Origin of the sequence: Pseudomonas sp. LTR0, assembly GCF_036630035.1 — a bacterium.
Lineage (GTDB): Bacteria > Pseudomonadota > Gammaproteobacteria > Pseudomonadales > Pseudomonadaceae > Aquipseudomonas > Aquipseudomonas putida_Y.
In genome coordinates, this window is record NZ_CP123734.1 from 4,325,385 (window position 1) to 4,342,645 (window position 17,261).

General features: G+C 62.4%; 18 protein-coding genes. 4 read left to right on the forward strand and 14 right to left on the reverse strand.

Annotated elements, in window-relative coordinates:
• Nucleotides 1-46 precede the first annotated feature (46 nt).
• From QCL51_RS19845 to xerD, 5 genes are all read right to left on the reverse strand, one after another.
• A complete protein-coding gene (locus tag QCL51_RS19845) occupies nt 47-466 on the reverse strand; it encodes a response regulator (RefSeq protein WP_028696992.1) in 420 nt (139 codons plus the stop codon).
• Between the two features lie 130 nt (nt 467-596).
• Nucleotides 597-2,006, reverse strand: coding sequence for a threonine synthase (gene thrC / locus QCL51_RS19850; RefSeq protein ID WP_003252159.1), 1,410 nt, complete (start codon nt 2,004-2,006; stop codon nt 597-599).
• A 60-nt stretch (nt 2,007-2,066) separates the two neighbouring features.
• The gene (locus QCL51_RS19855) at nt 2,067-3,371 is read right to left on the reverse strand and encodes a homoserine dehydrogenase (protein WP_003252157.1); all 1,305 of its coding nucleotides are present in this window, start codon (nt 3,369-3,371) and stop codon (nt 2,067-2,069) included.
• A gap of 83 nt (nt 3,372-3,454) precedes the next feature.
• Entirely contained in the window at nt 3,455-4,198 is a 744-nt protein-coding gene (locus tag QCL51_RS19860; protein WP_021785708.1) for a thioredoxin fold domain-containing protein, read from the reverse strand.
• Between the two features lie 153 nt (nt 4,199-4,351).
• The gene (gene xerD / locus QCL51_RS19865) at nt 4,352-5,248 is read right to left on the reverse strand and encodes a site-specific tyrosine recombinase XerD (RefSeq protein WP_135192777.1); all 897 of its coding nucleotides are present in this window, start codon (nt 5,246-5,248) and stop codon (nt 4,352-4,354) included.
• 68 nt (nt 5,249-5,316) lie between these two features.
• On the opposite strand from xerD, the gene QCL51_RS19870 reads away from it, so the two are divergent.
• Nucleotides 5,317-7,122 carry a sodium:proton antiporter gene (locus tag QCL51_RS19870; RefSeq protein ID WP_103462987.1) on the forward strand — a complete coding sequence of 602 codons (1,806 nt, stop codon included), beginning with the start codon at nt 5,317-5,319 and terminating at the stop codon, nt 7,120-7,122.
• A 3-nt stretch (nt 7,123-7,125) separates the two neighbouring features.
• Here the strand turns inward: QCL51_RS19870 and QCL51_RS19875 are convergent, their stop codons facing one another.
• The 6 genes from QCL51_RS19875 to ffh form a co-directional block, all read right to left on the reverse strand.
• Nucleotides 7,126-7,533: an acyl-CoA thioesterase gene (locus QCL51_RS19875; RefSeq protein ID WP_014592194.1), complete on the reverse strand. Its 408-nt coding sequence runs from the start codon at nt 7,531-7,533 to the stop codon at nt 7,126-7,128.
• 94 nt (nt 7,534-7,627) lie between these two features.
• Nucleotides 7,628-7,978: a 50S ribosomal protein L19 gene (gene rplS / locus QCL51_RS19880; protein ID WP_003252148.1), complete on the reverse strand. Its 351-nt coding sequence runs from the start codon at nt 7,976-7,978 to the stop codon at nt 7,628-7,630.
• 42 nt (nt 7,979-8,020) lie between these two features.
• Nucleotides 8,021-8,773 carry a tRNA (guanosine(37)-N1)-methyltransferase TrmD gene (gene trmD, locus QCL51_RS19885; RefSeq protein WP_003252146.1) on the reverse strand — a complete coding sequence of 251 codons (753 nt, stop codon included), beginning with the start codon at nt 8,771-8,773 and terminating at the stop codon, nt 8,021-8,023.
• A gap of 3 nt (nt 8,774-8,776) precedes the next feature.
• Nucleotides 8,777-9,313 carry a ribosome maturation factor RimM gene (gene rimM / locus QCL51_RS19890; protein WP_003252144.1) on the reverse strand — a complete coding sequence of 179 codons (537 nt, stop codon included), beginning with the start codon at nt 9,311-9,313 and terminating at the stop codon, nt 8,777-8,779.
• Nucleotides 9,314-9,318: 5 nt separating this feature from the next.
• Nucleotides 9,319-9,570 (reverse strand): 30S ribosomal protein S16, encoded by a 252-nt coding sequence (gene rpsP / locus QCL51_RS19895; RefSeq protein WP_003252142.1) that lies wholly within the window; start codon nt 9,568-9,570, stop codon nt 9,319-9,321.
• A gap of 259 nt (nt 9,571-9,829) precedes the next feature.
• Nucleotides 9,830-11,206 (reverse strand): signal recognition particle protein, encoded by a 1,377-nt coding sequence (gene ffh, locus QCL51_RS19900; protein ID WP_021785710.1) that lies wholly within the window; start codon nt 11,204-11,206, stop codon nt 9,830-9,832.
• A 311-nt stretch (nt 11,207-11,517) separates the two neighbouring features.
• Between ffh and QCL51_RS19905 the strand changes: the two genes are divergently transcribed.
• The 3 genes from QCL51_RS19905 to QCL51_RS19915 all read left to right on the forward strand — a co-directional run bounded on the left by QCL51_RS19905 (nt 11,518) and on the right by QCL51_RS19915 (nt 15,110).
• Nucleotides 11,518-12,327 (forward strand): inner membrane protein YpjD, encoded by an 810-nt coding sequence (locus tag QCL51_RS19905; protein WP_021785711.1) that lies wholly within the window; start codon nt 11,518-11,520, stop codon nt 12,325-12,327.
• A 9-nt stretch (nt 12,328-12,336) separates the two neighbouring features.
• Nucleotides 12,337-13,542: a transporter associated domain-containing protein gene (locus QCL51_RS19910; RefSeq protein WP_021785712.1), complete on the forward strand. Its 1,206-nt coding sequence runs from the start codon at nt 12,337-12,339 to the stop codon at nt 13,540-13,542.
• Nucleotides 13,543-13,811: 269 nt separating this feature from the next.
• On the forward strand, nt 13,812-15,110 hold the full coding sequence (locus QCL51_RS19915; protein ID WP_021785713.1) for an MFS transporter: 1,299 nt from the start codon (nt 13,812-13,814) through the stop codon (nt 15,108-15,110).
• Nucleotides 15,111-15,147: 37 nt separating this feature from the next.
• Here QCL51_RS19915 and purT read toward each other — a convergent pair whose 3' ends face one another.
• From purT to QCL51_RS19930, 3 genes are all read right to left on the reverse strand, one after another.
• Complete coding sequence (gene purT / locus QCL51_RS19920; protein WP_103462988.1) at nt 15,148-16,329, reverse strand: formate-dependent phosphoribosylglycinamide formyltransferase; 1,182 nt, start codon at nt 16,327-16,329, stop codon at nt 15,148-15,150.
• A gap of 76 nt (nt 16,330-16,405) precedes the next feature.
• Nucleotides 16,406-16,873, reverse strand: coding sequence for a VUT family protein (locus QCL51_RS19925; RefSeq protein ID WP_021785715.1), 468 nt, complete (start codon nt 16,871-16,873; stop codon nt 16,406-16,408).
• A 195-nt stretch (nt 16,874-17,068) separates the two neighbouring features.
• Entirely contained in the window at nt 17,069-17,260 is a 192-nt protein-coding gene (locus tag QCL51_RS19930) for a DUF1289 domain-containing protein (RefSeq protein WP_162149608.1), read from the reverse strand.
• Between the last annotated feature and the right edge of the window lies 1 nt (nt 17,261).

The following is a 17,261-nucleotide window of genomic DNA, read 5'->3' on the forward strand; positions in this document are numbered from 1 at the left end:
GACTGACCAGCAGGCGCCGCAAAAAGTTCGTCAAACCACGCCCGCTTCAGTGAGCATGCGGGGCTGGCATGACAGTTTGAATACGCCTCCCTGGGCGCACCTGCAGTGTTTGCAAGGCATGCTGCAGGCGTGGCATCGACAGCGGCCAGGGCAACTCGTCGAGCACCCACATGCCGCGTTTTCTGGCCTCTTGGGCAAGGTTTTGACGCTTTGGGGCAGGCTCGCCGACGAACAGCAATGCGCGCACTCGCCGCTGCTGGGCGAGCAAAGCAAGGCCGGCCCGGGCTGGCATGGCGTGGTCGAGGATCAGCAAGTCAGGACGACGTTCAGCGCAGAGGCAGGCGTCAAGGTCAGCGACGCTTTCGCTGATGCGCACGTTGAACACACCTTGGCCGTTGAGGGCCTGGTGCAAGAGGATCTGGTGGGACGGGCGAGCCTGGTGGATTAACACATAGGGCTGGTGCATGAGCCGCTCCTGGTGGGAGGACCGGCTAATTTATGCTTGGCACTCGGCGGACCGAATAGGATGTTTCTGATAGACCAGAGGGAAAAGGCTGAGACTTTGGGGCCGCGCTGCAGCCCCAAAAGCAATGCTATTACAGCGGCTTGCCGCGGTTGCCGTGCTGGCTGACAAAGCCCTGTACAGCCTTCAGGTCATTGGCCAGTACCGTGCAACGCTCTTCACGGCTGAACAGGTCGCTGAGGTGCGCGGGTAGTTCCAGCGCCTTGCCCACACCGGCCTTCTCCACCGCGTCCGGGAACTTGACCGGGTGCGCAGTACCCAGCACCACCATTGGCGTGTCCAGGCTGCGGCGGCACTCGCGGGCAGCCTTGACGCCAATGGCAGTATGCGGGTCGAGCACTTCACCGGTGGCGGCGAACACTTCTGCGATGGTCTCGCAGGTTTGCTCGTCGCTGACAGCCAGCGAGTCGAACAGTTTGCGGGCTTCGGTCCAGCGGTCTTGCTCGACGCTGAAGCCGCCACCTTGCTTGAAGTTGGCCATCAGCTCGGCAATAGCACCACCGTTGCGGCCATGCAGGTCGAACAGCAGGCGCTCGAAGTTGGACGAAACCATGATGTCCATCGACGGCGACAGGGTGGCGTGCAGGGTTTCCTTGACGTACTGGTTGCCGCTCATGAAGCGGTGCAGGATGTCGTTGCGGTTGGTGGCGACGATCAATTGGCTGACCGGCAGGCCCATGTTGCGCGCCAGGTAGCCGGCGAAGATGTCGCCGAAGTTGCCGGTTGGTACCGAGAACGCCACCGAGCGCGCCGGGCCACCCAGCTGCAGGGCTGCATGGAAGTAGTAGACGATCTGGGCCATGATCCGCGCCCAGTTGATCGAGTTGACGGCGACCAGGCGGGTGCCCTTGAGGAACGACTGGTCGGCGAAACTGGCCTTGACCATTTCCTGGCAGTCGTCGAAGTTGCCTTCGATGGCGATGTTGTGGATGTTGTCGCCAAAGATGGTAGTCATCTGGCGGCGCTGCACTTCCGACACGCGCTGGTGCGGGTGCAGGATGAAGATGTCGACGTTGTCGCAACGGCGGCAGCCTTCGATCGCGGCGGAACCGGTATCACCGCTGGTGGCACCGATGATGACCACGCGCTCGTTGCGTTTGGCCAGCACATGGTCAAGCAGGCGACCGAGCAACTGAAGGGCAAAGTCCTTGAACGCCAGGGTCGGGCCGTGGAACAGCTCCAGCACCCACTCGTTGCTGTTCAACTGACGCAACGGGGCGACCGCAGCGTGGGCGAACTCACCGTAGGTTTCTTCGAGGATCTTCTTGAAGTCGGCGTCGGCGATGCTGCCTTCGACGAACGGGCGCATCACGCGGAAGGCCAGCTCGTGATAGGGCAAGCCGGCCCAGGAGGCGATTTCTTCCTGGGTGAAGCGTGGCAGGTTTTCCGGTACGTAAAGCCCGCCGTCGCTGGCCAGGCCAGCCAGCAGCACGTCTTCGAAATTCAGGGCCGGTGCCTGGCCGCGGGTACTGATATAGCGCATGGGTGCAAACCTTCGATGCTGGGGCCGGGGCCGCGCGGGCGGCCCGTCGGCAAATATTTGTTAGTTGAGCTGCTCGACGCGAATGCGCACAACCTTGCCGACCACGTCCTGCAGGGCTTCCAGGGCGACGATGGCGTCGTTGATACGCTGCTCGACCACGCCATGGGTCACCAGGATCATTGGTACCAGGCCGTCCTGCTCCTCGGCTTCCTTCTGCATGATCGACTCGATGTTGATACCACGCTCCGAGAGGATGCTGGCGACCTGGGCCAGTACGCCCGGGTGATCCTTGGCCTGGATGCGCAGGTAGTAGGCGCTTTCGCAGGCTTCGATCGGCAGGATCGGGTGGGCCGACAGCGAGTCTGGCTGGAAGGCCAGGTGCGGCACGCGGTTTTCCGGGTCGGAAGTCATGGCACGGACTACGTCGACCAGGTCGCCGACCACTGACGAAGCGGTAGGCTCCATACCCGCGCCGGCACCGTAGTACAGGGTGGAGCCGGCAGCATCACCGTTGACCATGACAGCGTTCATCACGCCGTTGACGTTGGCGATCAGGCGGTCGGCCGGGATCAGCGTCGGGTGCACGCGCAGCTCGATACCTTCCGCGGTGCGACGAGCCACACCCAGGTGCTTGATGCGGTAGCCCAACGCCTCGGCATAGTTCACGTCTGCCGTTGTCAGCTGGGTGATGCCTTCGGTGTAGGCCTTGTCGAACTGCAGCGGGATACCGAACGCGATGGACGCCAGGATCGTCAGCTTGTGCGCAGCGTCAATGCCTTCTACGTCAAAGGTCGGATCGGCTTCGGCGTAGCCCAGCGCCTGGGCTTCGGCCAGCACGTCCGGGAAGGCACGGCCCTTCTCACGCATTTCGGTGAGGATGAAGTTGCCAGTGCCGTTGATGATGCCAGCCAGCCAGTTGATGCGGTTGGCCGACAGGCCTTCGCGGATGGCCTTGATCACCGGGATGCCACCGGCTACGGCCGCCTCGAACGCGACAATCACACCCTTCTCGCGGGCTTTGGCGAAAATTTCGTTGCCGTGCACGGCAATCAGCGCCTTGTTGGCGGTGACCACGTGCTTGCCGTTTTCGATGGCCTTCAGCACCAGGTCGCGGGCGATGGTATAGCCACCGATCAGCTCGATGACAATGTCGATCTCCGGGTTGCTTGCAACTTCGAACACGTCAGCGGTAATGGGGGTACCGGTAATCTGGCAGTTCGGGTTCTGCGAGCGCATGGCGATCTGTGCCACTTCAATACCGCGCCCGGCACGGCGGGCAATCTCCTCGGCGTTGCGCTGAAGTACATTGAAGGTTCCGCCACCGACGGTCCCCAACCCACAGATGCCTACTTTGACCGGTTTCACTGTGAACTCCCCATTGAACGGCCGACACGTTTGCCGACCGTGAAACTTGCCGTCACCCCATGACGACGGCGTACTGAACTGGATTACTTGGCAAGTGCCAGCTTGGCGACCTGCGGTGCCGGCTGGTAGCCCGGAATGACCTGGCCGCTCTCAAGAACAATGGCCGGCGTGCCATTGACCCCGATCGACTGACCCAGCTGGAACTGCTTGCTGACCGGGTTGGTGCACTTGGCGGCCTTGATTTCTTTACCTTCGACCATTTTGTCCATCGCCCCACGGCGGTCGCTGGAGCACCACACTGCCTGCAACTGCTGGTCACCCGACGAACCGAGGCCCTGGCGCGGGAAGGCGACATAGCGCACTTCAATACCGCGACGGTTCAACTCGGGCACTTCGGCGTGCAGCTTGTGGCAGTACGGGCAGGTGGTGTCGGTGAACACGGTGATGTGCGACTTGGTTTCGCCCTTGGCAGGATAAACCACCATCTCGGCGGCTGGAATGCCGTTGATGAGCTTGGCAATACCTTGGCGTTCGGCTTTTTCGGTGAGGTTGACCGGCTTGCCGTCCTGGATCTGGAACAGGTAGCCCTGCATCACGAACTGGCCATCGGCGCTGGCATACAGCACGCGGCCGCCCTGCAACTTGACTTCATACAGGCCGTTGAGCGGACTGCTGGCCACGCTTTCCACGGGCACTTCCAGCTCGAGGTTCTGCAACGATTTACGGATGGCCTGCTCGGCACCGGCGTTGCCATCGGTTGCCGCAGCAACGGCAAAGGTACTGGCCAGCGCCAACGCGGCGGCGGCGAAAAACTGGGTCACGCGCATGGGAACTCCTGAAGGCGGACAGGGGCCGGAGGGCGCCACCTGCGGAAAATACGCGGTGACCGTGCGGCCCTTGGTGCAAACCGCCCAAGCCTACCACATCACGCTGCCCGTGAAGGAGGTCGCAAGGACCGGTCGGCGGAACATGAAAAACATTCATCCACGTGGGTGGTGCTGGGCGTGCAACTGCTGCAGACGGGCCTTGGCGACGTGGGTATAGATCTGCGTGGTCGAAAGGTCACTGTGGCCCAGCAGCATCTGCACCACACGCAAGTCGGCACCGTGGTTGAGCAGGTGGGTGGCAAAGGCATGCCGCAGGGTGTGCGGCGACAGCGGCTTGTCGATGCCGGCAACCCGTGCGTGGTGCTTGATACGGTGCCAGAAGGTCTGGCGCGTCATCTGCTCGCCGCGCTGGCTGGGGAACAGCACGTCGCTGGGCCGGCCGTTGAGCAGTTCGGCGCGGCCATTGCGCTGGTAGCGTTCCAGCCACACCACAGCTTCTTCGCCCATGGGCACCAGGCGCTCCTTGCTGCCCTTGCCCATTACCCGCAGCACACCTTGGCGCAGGTTGACCTGATCGAGGGTCAGGCTGACCAGTTCGGTGACCCGAAGACCGCAAGCGTAGAGCACTTCGAGCATGGCACGGTCGCGCTGGCCAATGGCTTCGCCCAGGTCCGGAGCCTGCAGCAAGGCTTCGACGTCAGCTTCGGACAGCGACTTGGGCAGCGGCTTGCCCAATTGCGGCATATCGACCTGCAGGGTCGGGTCAATGGCCACCAGCTTTTCACGCAGCAGATAACGGAAGAAGCCGCGCAGGCCGGACAGGAAACGCGCCGTGGAACGTGGCTTGTAGCCCTGGTCCAGGCGCCAGGCCAGGTGATCGAGGATCAGGTCGCGGCCGGCGTCTGGCAACGATACCGAGTGCTCCTGCAACCAGCCATTGAACAGGGCCAGGTCGCTACGGTAGGACACGCGGGTGTTGTCGGACAGGCCTTTTTCCAGCCAAAGGGCGTCAAGGAACTGGTCGATCAGGGGGTGGTCGAGGGCGGGCATGAAATCTCGGTGGCAAACGACGAAATGGCGCTTAGTCTTTCATAACAACGCCGGCATAGGGAGCCCGCATGAACGAACAGCAGATCCTTCTGAGTGTGGGCGGCATCGGCGCAGCGGCGCTCGCCTGCCAGTGGCTGGCCTGGCGCCTGAAGCTGCCGGCAATTCTGTTCCTGCTGTTGGCCGGGATCCTTGCCGGTCCAGCGCTGGGATGGCTCGACCCCGAGGCGCTGTTCGGCCCATTGCTGATGCCGCTGGTGTCGCTGGCGGTAGCGCTGATTCTGTTCGAAGGCAGCCTGACCCTGCACCTGTCGCAGTGGCGCGAGATCGGCAGTGTGGTGCATCGCCTGGTCACGGTGGGCGCACTGGTCACCTGGCTGGTGATTGCACTGGCAACCCACTGGCTTCTCGGGTTCGACTGGCCGCTGGCGATTCTCTTCGGCACCCTGACCCTCGTGACCGGCCCAACGGTGATCGTGCCCATGCTACGCGTGGTGCGGCCAAAGGCAGCGATCGCGAATATCCTGCGCTGGGAAGGGATCATGATCGACCCGATCGGCGCGCTGCTCGCCGTGGTGGTATACAGCTTCATCATCGCCAGCGCCGAGGGTAACGGCCTGAGCCAGAGCCTTGTTACCTTCGCCGGCGTGATCTTCTGCGGTACCGCCCTGGGCGCGGCTGGGGGCTGGCTGCTGGGGCAAATCATGCGCGAACAGTGGCTACCAGAATACCTGCACAACCTCGCGTCACTGGCGGCGGTACTGGGTATTTTCATCGCCGCCAACCAGATCGTGCACGAGTCGGGGCTGCTGGCGGTCACCGTGATGGGAATGTGGCTGGCCAACATGCGCGGGGTTGATGTGCGACAGATCCTGCACTTCAAGGAAAACCTCAGTGTGCTGCTGATTTCCGGTCTGTTCATCCTGCTGGCTGCACGCCTTGACCTGCATGCCCTGCTAGGCCTTGGCCCTGCCGTGCTGGCACTGTTGCTGGTGATCCAGTTGCTGGCACGCCCCCTCAGCGTCTGGCTGGCCACACTGGGCTCGACACTCAACTGGCGGGAGCGCGCGCTGCTGGCCTGGATTGCTCCACGCGGTATCGTTGCCGCAGCCGTTTCAGCCATTTTTGCCATCCGCCTGGACCAGGCCGGCCACCAGGATGCCTTGCTGCTGGTACCGTTGACCTTCGCGGTAATCATCGGCACGGTGGTACTGCAAAGCGCCACGGCCAGGCCGCTGGCACGCTTGCTCAAGGTCGCCGAACCGGCCCCCAGCGGGTTTCTCATCGTCGGTGCCAACGAGCCGGCCCGGGCCATCGCCAAAACCCTTCAGCAATTGGGCTGCCGGGTTTTGCTGACGGACTCCAGTTGGGAAAACATCCGCGCCGCGCGCATGGACGGGCTCACGACCTATTTTGGCAACCCGGCCTCGCAGCATGCCGACGCCCATCTGGACCTGGTCGGCCTCGGGCACTTGCTGGGCCTCTCTCCTGCCGGCGAAATCAATGCATTGGCCTGCGCCAGGTTCCGTCATGATTTCGGGCACAACCGGCTATTCGTGCTAGCCAGTGGCCTGGAGAAACAACGCAGCGACAAACATCGGGCGGCCGAAGAGCACCGCGGGCATCTATTGGGGGCCAAGCCGATGACCTATTTGCAACTGGCCAACCGCATGCATCAGGGCGCCGAGTTGTATAGCACCACCCTGACCGAAGGCTTTGGCTGGGACGCCTACCAGGCGCTGCATGGCGAGCGTGCACACTTGCTGTTCGCACGCGATGACCATGGCTGGGTTCATGTAGCCAGCCCTGATAACCCGTTACAGCCACAACCGGGCTGGACCCTGGTGGCATTGATCGAGCCAGCACCGGAGCCGTGACACTCAGGCGCCTGGCAGCACGGGCACCGGGCGCTTGTCCTCGTCGATGGCGACGAAGCTGAACACCCCATGGATCGCACGGTCACGGCCATCCAGGTACATGTTCTCGACAAACACATCCACCTGCACCTGCAAGCTGGTATTGCCGACCTTGATCACCGTACCCACCAGCTCGACGATCGAGCCCGCCGGAATCGGGTGCTTGAAATCGATGCGGTCGGTAGACACGGTCACCAACGGCAGGCGGCAGAAACGCGTGGCAGCGATGAACGACACTTCGTCCATCCAGGCCAGGGCGGTGCCGCCGAACAGGGTGTTGTGGTGGTTGGTGGTATTGGGGAACACCGCCTTGGTCACGCGGGTAACCGACAGTTCGGTGCGGCGCTGGATTTCCTGGTCTCGGGTAGTCATGGCAATCACATTTTCGGGGGTTCAAAACGCAAAAAAGCAGCCCGAAGGCTGCTTCTTTCTCGCTAGGCGGCCTCGGCCACCGGGCAAACTGTACTCAGGACAGTTTTTCCTTGATGCGAGCGGCTTTGCCGGACAGGTCGCGCAGGTAGTACAGCTTGGCTTTACGCACGTCACCACGACGTTTCACGGCCAGGCTGTCGATTTGCGGGCTGTAGGTCTGGAAGGTACGCTCTACGCCAACGCCGCTGGAGATCTTGCGCACGGTGAAGGCGCTGTTCAGACCGCGGTTACGCTTGGCGATAACGACGCCTTCGAACGCCTGCAGACGGGAACGCTCACCTTCCTTCACTTTAACCTGAACGACAACGGTGTCGCCTGGTGCGAAGGTCGGGATTTCCTTGCTCATCTGCTCGGCTTCGAGCTGCTGGATGATCTTGTTGGTCATGCTGTGCTCCTAAGATGGATACGCGATCCACCATCGATACGTTTAACTATCGTCCCGCTCGCGGAGATATTCCTCGAGCAGCTTCTTCTCTTCTCCAGAAAGCGAGCGACTTTCCAGAAGATCGGCGCGTCGTTCGAAGGTCCTACCAAGGGACTGCTTCATCCTCCAACGCCGGATATGTGCATGGTTGCCACTTAGCAACACGTCGGGAACACGCTGATCCGCATACACCTCAGGTCGGGTGTAGTGCGGGCAATCGAGCAGACCGTCGGTGAAAGAATCTTCTTCCGCCGAGTCCACATGCCCTAAAGCTCCGGGCAGCAGCCGCGTAACCGCATCGATCAGTACCATGGCCGGCAGCTCGCCACCGGAAAGCACATAGTCACCAATCGACCACTCCTCATCGACATGAGCCTCGATAAAGCGCTCGTCGATGCCTTCATAACGACCGGCGATCAGGATCAACGATTCCTGTTCGGCCAGGCCTTTGACCGCCTGCTGAGTCAGCTTGCGGCCTTGTGGCGAAAGGTAGATCACCTTCGCCGCTGCTCCGGTCGCCTGCCTGGCGCTAACCAAGGCGTCTTCCAGAGGCTTGATTTTCATCACCATGCCCGGACCACCGCCAAACGGCCGATCATCTACCGTGTGGTGACGATCTGTGGTGTAGTCCCGCGGGTTCCAGCAAGTCACCTGAAGCAACCCTTGTTTCACCGCGCGGCTGGTAATGCCGTACTCCGTGATGGCCGAGAACATCTCGGGGAACAACGTGATGACGTCTACGCGAAGGTTACCCATCGTTTAGAAGTCCGCGTCCCATTCGACCCGCATCACGCCTGCTTCCAGGTCGATTGCCAGCACACATTGCTCTGTATAGGGCAACAGACGCTCGCGATCATCCAGGCTGCCTGCGCAGGGCTTGACCACCATTACATCGTTCGCACCGGTCTCCAACAGGTGATCGACCTTGCCGAACAGTTGTTCGTCCTGGTTGATGACCTTCAGACCTACCAACTGGTACCAGTAGTACTCGTCGGCAGCCAGGTTGGGCAAAAGGCTCCGCGGGATGCAGATTTCGTAACCGCTCAGAAGACGGGCTTCATCGCGATCGTCGAGACCTTTCAGCTTCACGACCAGGCCCTTTTGGGAGCCACGACCGCTGACCAGCTCGACCTGCTTTACCTTGCCTTCGTGCCGAAGCGTCCAGCGTGGATAATCCAACAGGTTTTCAATCGGATCGGTAAAGGAATACACCTTCACCTCGCCGCGAACGCCGTGAACCGAAAAAATCTTGCCAACGACGATGAGGTCGTCAGCCTTTTCTGGCGTCGCGTTCATACTATTCAGGCAGCGGCCTTGGCAGCTTCCTTCAGCAGCTGAGCAACACGCTCAGACGGCTGTGCACCCTGGCTCAGCCAGTAGGTGACGCGCTCTTGGTTGACCGACAGCTTGACTTCGGCGCCAGCAGCGATTGGGTTGAAGAAACCTACGCGCTCAACGAAACGGCCGTCACGGGCGTTACGCGAGTTGGTCACGGTCAGGTGGTAGAATGGGCGCTTTTTCGAGCCGCCACGGGCCAGACGAATGGTTACCATGTGAACATCGTTCCTATAGTCGGTGCTGCAGTTGATACAGCAGCTGGTACTGCAAATCTGAATGCCAAATAGGCACACGGGTGCCCAAAAGGCCGCATATTCTCGGGGAATACACGGACATTTGCAAATGACTTTTTCGGCAAGGCCTCGCCCTGCCGTCCAGATTTGCCGGTTGCGCCGCGAAATTCGCGGCTGTTGCCCCGCTACAGCGGGGGTTCTGGGCGCCTGCCCGACAAAAGGCAGGCACCCGGATCAGGGGTTACAGCTTTGGCATGCCGCCACCTGGCAGCATCCCACCGAGGCCGCGCATCATCTTGGCCATGCCGCCTTTGGCAGAAAACTTCTTCATCATCTTCTGCATCTGCTTGTGCTGCTTGATCAGCCGCCCGATGTCCTGCACCTGGGTACCGGAACCCAATGCAATACGGCGCTTGCGCGAACCGCTGATCAGGTCAGGGTCACGGCGCTCGGCCGGGGTCATGGAGTTGATGATCGCTTCCATCTGCTTGAACTGCTTTTCGGCCGCGCCTTGGGCGTTGCCCATTTGTGAGAGGTTGACCCCACCGATGCTCGGCAGCTTGTCCATCAGGCCGCCGAGGCCGCCCATGTTCTTCATTTGCTGCAACTGATCGCGGAAGTCTTCGAGGTCGAAGCCCTTGCCCTTCTTCAGCTTCTTGGCAAGCTTGTCGGCCTTGGCCTTGTCGATGGTCTGCTCGGCCTGCTCGATCAGGCTGAGCACGTCGCCCATGCCGAGGATGCGCGAAGCGACGCGGTCGGGGTGGAACGGCTCGAGTGCCTCGGTCTTCTCACCCATACCGATGAACTTGATCGGCTTGCCGGTGATTGCACGGACCGACAGCGCGGCACCGCCACGGGCATCACCGTCGACCTTGGTCAGTACCACACCGGTCAGCGGCAGCGCCTCGCCAAACGCCTTGGCGGTGTTGGCAGCGTCCTGGCCGGTCATGGCGTCGACCACGAACAGCGTCTCGATCGGTTTGACGGCCGCGTGCAGCGCCTTGATCTCGTCCATCATGTCGGCGTCGATGTGCAGACGGCCGGCGGTGTCGACGATGACCACGTCGATGAACTTCAGCTTGGCTTCACGGATGGCGGCCTCGGCGATGGCCACCGGTTTCTGGCTGATATCGGACGGGAAGAAGGTGACGCCAATATCGTTGGCCAGTGTTTCCAACTGTTTGATCGCCGCCGGGCGATAAACGTCGGCAGACACCACCATCACACTCTTTTTCTTGCGCTCTTTAAGGAAGCGCGCCAGCTTGCCGGCGGTGGTGGTCTTACCGGCGCCCTGCAGGCCCGCCATCAGCACGACAGCAGGTGGGGCGGCGTTCAGTGCGAGGTCTTCGTTGGCCGCGCCCATCAGGCTTTCCAGCTCGGCCTGGACGATCTTCACGAAGGCCTGGCCCGGGGTCAGGCTGCGCGACACCTCGGTACCGACTGCACGATCCTTGACGCTGTTGACGAAATCCTTGACTACCGGCAGGGCAACGTCGGCCTCGAGCAGGGCCATGCGCACTTCGCGCAGCGTTTCCTTGATATTGTCTTCGGTCAGCTTGGCCTTGCCGGTGACATGGCGCAGCGTCTGTGACAGGCGGTCGGTCAGGTTTTCGAACATGGTGATCCTTTCAGGCCCAGTAAAGCCGAGGTTTGTCAGGTGCCAGGGGGGAAATACACACCCGCCGGGCACAGCAAGGCGGCGATTATAGCGAAGTGCAGCGGCGACGCACACCTTGGTAGATATTCGGTGCCTGTGCTGGCCTCTTCGCGGGCGCGCCCGCTCCCACAGGATCCTCACTGCTTGCAGGCCTGCGCCATACCTGTGGGAGCAGGCGTGCCCGCGAATGCCCTGACACAACCCTTCAGTCTTCCTAGAGCGGCAGAATCTATGCCAAACTCCGTCTCTTTAAGGCTCGCCACCCAGGACTTATGGTCTCCTCTCCAAGCCTCATCCCCAACCTGATCGCTGCCGGCTTATATATAGCGGCGGCCATCTACCAGGGCTCATACCTGTCTCAGGGCCGCAAGGCCGACAAGCGCCTGCTTGGCCTGCTGGGTGTCATCGCGGTCCTGGCCCAGGCCGGTGCGCTGTTCTTCCAGCTGATCACCCCGCTGGGCCTGAGCCTGGACTTCTTCAGCGCCGCCAGCCTGATCGCCGTGGCCGTCATCTCCCTGACCCTGCTGGCCTGCCTGCGCATACCCGTGGAAAACCTGCTGGTGCTGCTGTTCCCACTGGGTGCGGTGACCGCGCTGATGGCCCAGTTCGCGCCACCCGGTACGGTACCGCTGATCAACGAAGAACCCGGCATCCTTGCGCATATCCTGCTGTCGATCCTGGCCTACGGGCTGTTCACCATCGCGGTGTTCCAGTCGCTGCTGTTGCTGCTGCAGGACCACCAGCTGAAGAACAAGCACCCGTCCGGGCTGATCCGCAACTTCCCGCCGCTGCAAACCATGGAAAGCCTGCTGTTCGGCTTCCTCTGGGCCGGCTGGTGCCTGCTGTCGCTGTCGCTGATCTCCGGCTGGCTGTTCCTCGACAACCTGTTCGCCCAGCACCTGGTGCACAAGACCTTGCTGGCCTGTGTCGCCTGGGTGGTGTTCAGTGTGCTGCTGTGGGGCCGCACCCGCCTGGGCTGGCGGGGCCACATGGCCATCCGCTGGACGCTGGCCGGTTTCTGCCTGCTGATGCTGGCCTATTTTGGCAGCAAGCTGGTTCGCGAATTCATCTTGCATATCTGACGGCCGCCCATGAACACCCTGCCGTACGCACCGCTATTCGGCACTCTGGCACTGGCCCTTTTGTGGTCAGCGCTGTTCACCGCCGTGGATGCTGCCCGCCTGCAGCTCAATGGCGCACTGCGCGCCGGCGAAGACGGCCAGCCCGTGCTGCCAGCCCAGGCCTTGTTGCTGTGCGCCAGCCTGGGCAAGCTGCTGGTACTGGGGCTGGCCTGCCTGGTCGGCCAGCGCCAGAGTGGCGAGCACGGCTTCTGGCTGGCAGGCATGGCCGCCACCCTCGCCTTGCTGGTGTTTGCCGAATACCTGCCACGACGCCTGGCCCGGCGTAACCCGCAGGCGTTCGTGAGCCTTGGTGCCAGCCTGCTGAAAGTGCCCCTCGCCCTGCTGCAGCCACTGGCCTGCCTGCTGGACGGCGCCGCCAAGCTGATTCTGCGCCCGTTCCGTGCACAGCCCACAGCGGTGGCCCTGCACGCGCAGGATGCCGACGACTTCGATGAGGATGAACAGCACGAAGCGCCTCGCCATGGCATGCTCGACGGCCTGCAGTCGCTGGACAAGATCACCGTCAACGACATCCTGGTGCCGCGCAACGAAGTGGATGGTATCAACCTCGACGAGCCGATCGAACGCATCATCGAGCAACTGATCGTCAGCCGCCACACCCGCCTGCCGGTCTACCACAACGACATCAACCAAGTCGAAGCGATTCTCAACACCAAGCTGATCAGTCACCTGCTGCCCAAGGCCGAGCTGACCCTCGAAGCGCTGCACGGCGCCTGCTACGAACCCTATTTCGTACCGGAAAGCACGCCCCTGCAAATGCAGTTGTTGAACTTCCACAAGCAGCAACGCCGCTTGGGCGTGGTCGTGGACGAGTACGGCGAAGTACTGGGTATCGTCACCCTGGAAGACATTCTCGAAGAGATCGTCGGTGAGTTCGAGGACGAACAAAGCCTGGACAACCCGCATGTGCACCCGCAGCCCGATGGCACCTTCGTCATCGATGGCACCGCTTCGTTACGCGAAATCAACCGCACCCTGGGCTGGCACCTGCCCTGCGACGGCGGGCCGAAAACCCTCAACGGGCTGGTTACCGAAGCGCTGGAAAGCATCCCGGAAAGCGCTGTTTGCCTGAAGATAGGCCGTTATCGCCTGGAAATCCTTGAAACAGAGGACAATTGCGCCAGCAAGGTACTGGTGTGGACCGTGACCCGATAGCTATACTCGGGTCACGCTTACCCAGCCCCGCCGTCACGCCTGCTACCCGCACCCGGCGCTCCACGGCCAGTCCGCTCCACTGATATGCCTTGCGGTCCTGCGTCAACACCCCCGAACAGTACCCGCCCCGCCCCTACCCCCCCTTGGGCTATCGTCAGTCGGGCGCACACAACAATACGCTCCGGCGTCCGCGTAACCGTGCCATTTACATGGCATGCCATCGCGGGCCAAGCCCATGGAGCCGGACCAGACTGTCAGGGACCTATTCAATGACAAGCAGCACTTACGCCCAAGCACCCGCCGCGCCAGTCAACTCGCCTGCGCGGGTAGCCACCGCCAGCTTCATCGGCACGGCCATCGAGTTCTATGATTTCTACGTCTACGCCACCGCCGCCGCCTTGGTGATCGGCCCGGTGTTCTTCCCGTCCGGGTCGGGCACCGCGCAAATGCTGGCCGCCTTCCTCACCTTCGGTATCGCCTTCCTTGCCCGCCCACTGGGCTCGGCGTTGTTCGGCCATTTTGGCGACCGCATCGGCCGCAAGTCGACGCTGGTCGCCTCGCTGCTGCTGATGGGCGTATCAACCACCGCCATTGGCGTGCTGCCGGGCTATGACAGCATTGGCGTGTGGGCGCCGATCATTCTCTGCCTGCTGCGTTTTGGCCAAGGCCTGGGCCTGGGTGGTGAATGGGGTGGCGCGGCCTTGCTGGCTACCGAGAACGCTCCGGAAGGCAAGCGTGCCTGGTTTGGCATGTTCCCGCAGTTGGGCCCTTCAATCGGCTTCCTGGCTGCCAACGGCCTGTTCCTGACCCTGGCGCTGGTGCTCAGCGACGAGCAGTTCCGCGAGTGGGGCTGGCGTATTCCGTTCCTGCTCAGCGCCGCCCTGGTACTGGTTGGCCTGTACGTGCGCCTGAAGCTCGAAGAGAGCCCGGTGTTCGCCAAGGCCGTTGCCCGCCACGAGCGGGTGAAAATGCCGGTGGTCGACCTGTTCTCGAAATACTGGCTGCCAACCCTGCTGGGCGCTGCGGCCATGGTGGTGTGCTATGCGCTGTTCTACATTTCCACGGTGTTCTCGCTGAGCTACGGCGTGACCACACTGGGCTACAGCCGCGAAACGTTCCTTGGCCTGCTGTGCTTCGCGGTGGTGTTCATGGCACTGGCCACACCGTTGTCGGCCTGGCTCAGTGACCGTTACGGGCGCAAGCCGGTACTGATCGTCGGCGGCCTGCTGGCGATAGCTTCGGGCTTTACCATGGAGCCACTGCTGACCTCGGGATCGACCACGGGCGTGGCGCTGTTCCTGGCCATCGAGCTGTTCCTGATGGGCGTGACCTTTGCGCCGATGGGGGCACTGCTGCCAGAGCTGTTCCCGACTCACGTACGTTATACCGGTGCCTCGGCGGCGTATAACCTGGGCGGTATCGTCGGCGCCTCGGCGGCTCCGTTCTTTGCCCAGAAGCTGGTGAGCATGGGCGGGTTAAGCTGGGTGGGGGGTTATGTGTCGGTGGCGGCGGTGATCAGCCTGATTGCCGTGCTGTGCCTGAAAGAGACGCGCAATACCGCGCTGTAAGCGACTGGGGCCGCTTTGCGGCCCCAGCACTCTCGGATCAGAACTCGACCTTGACCGCCTGAGCTGCACGCGTCGCCTTGGCCCGCGCCAGTTCGACCGATTCGTCACGCGCCAGGCACACACCCATGCGACGGGTACCGTTGATTTCCGGCTTGCCGAACAGGCGAATGGCGGTATCCGGCTCGCTCAGCGCTGCGCCCAGGTTGGCGAAGCTGGTCTGTTGGGACTGGCCTTCGGGCAAGATCACTGCCGAGGCCGACGGGCCGAACTGACGCACCACCGGAATCGGCAGGCCGAGAATGGCGCGGGCATGCAGGGCGAATTGCGACAGGTCCTGGGAAATCAGGGTGACCAGCCCGGTGTCATGCGGGCGCGGCGACACTTCGCTGAACCACACCTGGTCGCCCTTCACGAACAGCTCCACACCAAACAGGCCGCGACCGCCGAGGGCATCGGTGACCGCCTTGGCCACGCGCTGCGATTCGGCCAGCGCCTTCGGGCTCATGGCCTGTGGCTGCCAGGACTCCTGGTAATCGCCCTTCTCCTGACGGTGGCCGACGGGCTCGAGGAAGGTGGTGCCGCCCACGTGGCGCACGGTCAGCAGGGTGATTTCATATTCGAAGTCGATGAAACCCTCGACGATCACCCGACCCTTGCCAGCGCGACCGCCTTCCTGGGCATAGTCCCACGACTTCTGCAGGTCAGCATCGCTGCGCAGCAGGCTCTGGCCCTTGCCCGACGAGCTCATCACCGGTTTGACCACGCACGGGTAACCCAGGTCGGCTACGGCCTTGGCGTAGTCTTCATAGGTGTCGGCGAAGTGGTACGGCGAGGTTGGCAGGTCCAGCTCTTCGGCAGCCAGGCGGCGGATGCCTTCGCGGTTCATGGTCAACTGGGTGGCGCGGGCGGTCGGCACCACGGTAAAACCTTCGTTTTCCAGCTCGACCAGGGTGGCGGTGGCGATGGCTTCGATTTCCGGAACGATGTAGTGCGGCTTCTCGGCTTCGATTACCGCGCGCAGGGCAACGCCATCAAGCATGTTGATCACATGGCTGCGGTGCGCCACCTGCATTGCCGGAGCATTGGCGTAACGGTCGACGGCGATTACTTCGACGCCCAGGCGCTGCAGCTCGATTACCACTTCCTTGCCCAGCTCGCCACAGCCGCAGAGCAGTACACGGGTCGCGGTAGGCGACAATGGGGTTCCGATACGGGTCATTTCAGGTCCTCGAAGGCATCCGGGGCCGCGCCAGACTGGGCGCCACCCGCTGAAAAAGGACCGCTATTCTACACCATCAACCGGCGACGGCGGCCCGCCGTGCGCGAAATGCCATGGCCAGCCACACCGCCGTTACACCGGCGAACTTCGAGGCCATCGCGGTGCCGATCACTGCCGGGGTCAGAGCGCCGATCATGCCGAAGAAAATGAAGGTATCCACCGGGATGCTCAGCGCCGAGCTGAGCCACAGGCGGTCGCGCAGGGGCCGACGGGTGATGCTGAACACCAGCCAGTCGATCAGCTCGGAGATGAAAAATGCGCTGGCGCTGGCCAGCGCGATCGCAGGCTCCGACGTGACATAGGACAGCACCAGAGCCACCAGCATGGCGAACAGGGCGCCATGACCGAAGCGGGTCTGCACCATGTCACGCAGGATAAACACCAGGCCGCCCCAGGCGGACCAGATGATGTCCAGGTGCGGGGCACTTGAGAAGGCGTAGTTGATCAGCACTACGCTGCTGATGTAGGCAATCAGATAGAACATGGCGGGCAGTCTGTGGGCAAGCCGTACAGATTACCGCTGGGCCGTTCGCGGGTAAACCCGCTCCCACAGATGTTGTGAGGCCCGAAAGGCTGACGCTGTACCTGTGGGAGCGGGCATGCCCGCGAAGCTGCCACTGCGGTGCATGGCACCGGCTTCGCCGGTGTTCGCCGGCACGCCCGCCCCCACAGGTTCGCGTCAGGCCTGCAAGATGAGGCCGGCTTCTACCGCCCGTTCATGGCAACGCTTGAGCACCGCCCGACGCTCATCATTGTCCATCCGCCCCCAGCGACCAATCTCCGCCACGGTACGCTGGCAGCCGGTGCAGATATCCTGCTCGTCCAGCGCACAAATACTCACACACGGCGAAGCCACCGGCCGCTCGACCACT

Bases quoted from the DNA above. Each gene is read 5' to 3' on its own strand.
- QCL51_RS19845 (WP_028696992.1), bottom strand. From the start codon at position 466: ATGCACCAGCCCTATGTGTTAATCCACCAGGCTCGCCCGTCCCACCAG.
- thrC (WP_003252159.1), bottom strand. From the start codon at position 2,006: ATGCGCTATATCAGTACCCGCGGCCAGGCACCGGCCCTGAATTTCGAA.
- QCL51_RS19860 (WP_021785708.1), bottom strand. From the start codon at position 4,198: ATGCGCGTGACCCAGTTTTTCGCCGCCGCCGCGTTGGCGCTGGCCAGT.
- xerD (WP_135192777.1), bottom strand. From the start codon at position 5,248: ATGCCCGCCCTCGACCACCCCCTGATCGACCAGTTCCTTGACGCCCTT.
- QCL51_RS19870 (WP_103462987.1), top strand. From the start codon at position 5,317: ATGAACGAACAGCAGATCCTTCTGAGTGTGGGCGGCATCGGCGCAGCG.
- QCL51_RS19875 (WP_014592194.1), bottom strand. From the start codon at position 7,533: ATGACTACCCGAGACCAGGAAATCCAGCGCCGCACCGAACTGTCGGTT.
- rplS (WP_003252148.1), bottom strand. From the start codon at position 7,978: ATGACCAACAAGATCATCCAGCAGCTCGAAGCCGAGCAGATGAGCAAG.
- trmD (WP_003252146.1), bottom strand. From the start codon at position 8,773: ATGGGTAACCTTCGCGTAGACGTCATCACGTTGTTCCCCGAGATGTTC.
- rimM (WP_003252144.1), bottom strand. From the start codon at position 9,313: ATGAACGCGACGCCAGAAAAGGCTGACGACCTCATCGTCGTTGGCAAG.
- rpsP (WP_003252142.1), bottom strand. From the start codon at position 9,570: ATGGTAACCATTCGTCTGGCCCGTGGCGGCTCGAAAAAGCGCCCATTC.
- ffh (WP_021785710.1), bottom strand. From the start codon at position 11,206: ATGTTCGAAAACCTGACCGACCGCCTGTCACAGACGCTGCGCCATGTC.
- QCL51_RS19905 (WP_021785711.1), top strand. From the start codon at position 11,518: ATGGTCTCCTCTCCAAGCCTCATCCCCAACCTGATCGCTGCCGGCTTA.
- QCL51_RS19910 (WP_021785712.1), top strand. From the start codon at position 12,337: ATGAACACCCTGCCGTACGCACCGCTATTCGGCACTCTGGCACTGGCC.
- QCL51_RS19915 (WP_021785713.1), top strand. From the start codon at position 13,812: ATGACAAGCAGCACTTACGCCCAAGCACCCGCCGCGCCAGTCAACTCG.
- purT (WP_103462988.1), bottom strand. From the start codon at position 16,329: ATGACCCGTATCGGAACCCCATTGTCGCCTACCGCGACCCGTGTACTG.
- QCL51_RS19925 (WP_021785715.1), bottom strand. From the start codon at position 16,873: ATGTTCTATCTGATTGCCTACATCAGCAGCGTAGTGCTGATCAACTAC.